The organism is Streptosporangium sp. NPDC006013 (assembly GCF_040614275.1).
GTDB lineage: Bacteria > Actinomycetota > Actinomycetes > Streptosporangiales > Streptosporangiaceae > Streptosporangium.
In genome coordinates this window covers 1-1,750 of the sequence record NZ_JBEXUE010000898.1, presented here as the reverse complement: position 1 = coordinate 1,750, position 1,750 = coordinate 1, and the positions used below count along the sequence as shown (strand labels likewise).

Genomic DNA, 1,750 nt, shown 5'->3' with positions numbered 1-1,750 from the left:
GTAAGACACTCGGCTGGCGCACTCCCGCAGAGGCGTTCAACGAGCACCTATGCTTGCTGGCAGGCAGTGTTGCAACGACTCCTTGAACCCAAGCAGCGCGCGAGCGGCCCTGTGGACGGGGCACCGGGCACGCCGGGCACACCGTGTTCGCGGGAAATGCAGAGAACCTCCGAGGCACGTGCTCCCACAGTGCTCCCACGGTGTTCCCTGCGGGCCTGGCCCGCAGGGAACACCGTGTTCGCAGGGAATGTTCGGAAATATTGGAAACGTATCCGCCGGATGCCCCGTGCCGGATGACCGGTTCGATCACAACGGACCGCCGAGACTGGCCCGGCGGGCACCGGTAATGGAGAATCGCGTCATGACAGCCAGCACCCTGGGAGGCGATGTGTCGCTGCGAGTCGCGATCGTGGGGTCGGGGCCCGCCGGGATCTACACGGCCGAGGCCCTGAGGAAACAGGCCACCGTGCCCCTGCGGGTGGACGTGCTGGAGCGGCTGCCGACCCCGTACGGGCTGGTGCGCTACGGGGTCGCCCCCGACCACACCTCGATCAAGTCGATAGCGGGCTACCTTCGCGGCGTGCTGGAGCTTCCGGACGTGCGGTTCCTCGGCGGAGTCGAGTTCGGCAGGGACATCGGCGTCACCGATCTGCTCGACTGCTACGACGCCGTGGTCTACTGCACCGGCGCGATGGTGGACCGGCGGATGGGCATCCCCGGCGAGGATCTGCCGGGCAGCGTGGCCGCCACCGACTTCGTCAACTGGTACTGCGGCCATCCCGACATGCCCGGTGACCGCTTCGTCCTCGACAGCCCCGAGGTCGCGGTGATCGGCGTGGGGAACGTGGCGGTCGACGTGGTGCGCATCCTGGCCAAGACCGCCGACGAGCTGCGCGCCACCGACGTGCCGCAGGAGGTGCTCGACCGGCTGGCCGCCAGCGAGGTGAAGGCCATCCACATGATCGGCCGCCGGGGGCCCGAGCACGCCAAGTTCACCCTGAAGGAGCTCAGGGAGCTGGGCGAGCTGACCAACGCGGACGTGCGGGTGCGGCCCGAGGAGAGCGCCGCGGACGTCTCGACGGCGTCCCGGCAGATCAGGGGCAACGTCGAGGTCCTGCAGAGCTGGGCGGCCCGCGGCCTGACGGGCCGTCCCCGGCGGCTGGACGTGCGGTTCTGGATGCGCCCGGTGGAGATCCTCGGCGAGGGGCGGGTGGAGGCGCTCAAGCTGGAGCGAACCCGGCTGCTGGACGGCAGGGTGGTCGGCACCGGCGAGTTCGAGACCCTCCCGGTCGGCATGGTGCTGCGCTCGGTCGGCTACCAGAGCGTGCCGCTACCCGGCGTTCCCTTCTCCGAGGCCACCATGACCGTGCCGAACGAGGCCGGCCGGGTCCGCGACCGCGAGTACGTGGCGGGCTGGCTCAAGCGCGGTCCCAGCGGTGTGATCGGCACCAACAAGTCCGACGCCGCCGAGACGGTCCGCACCCTCCTCGCCGATCTCGCCGACCGCGATCCGGTACACCGCACGGATCCGGACGAGCTCCTCGCCTCCCGGGGCATCTCGCCGATCACCTACGAGCACTGGCTGGCCATCGAGGCCGCCGAGGCGGCACTGGCCAGGTCCCTCGACCGGGGCGAGCGGGTGAAACTCCTCGGCATCGCCGCCATCCGTCCTGGCCGCGCTCGGCCGTGTCAGCGGGGTCCGTGAGTTGGAGACGGACTGAACGGCGGCCCAGGCGCAACAGCGGCGGGC

1 protein-coding gene is annotated in these 1,750 nt (G+C 70.4%); it reads left to right on the top strand.

Annotation, left to right across the window (positions count from 1 at the left end; translation table 11 throughout):
• Positions 1-361 precede the first annotated feature (361 nt).
• The gene (locus tag ABZ260_RS50720) at positions 362-1,705 is read left to right on the top strand and encodes an FAD-dependent oxidoreductase (protein WP_355633059.1); all 1,344 of its coding nucleotides are present in this window, start codon (positions 362-364) and stop codon (positions 1,703-1,705) included.
• Positions 1,706-1,750 lie beyond the last annotated feature (45 nt).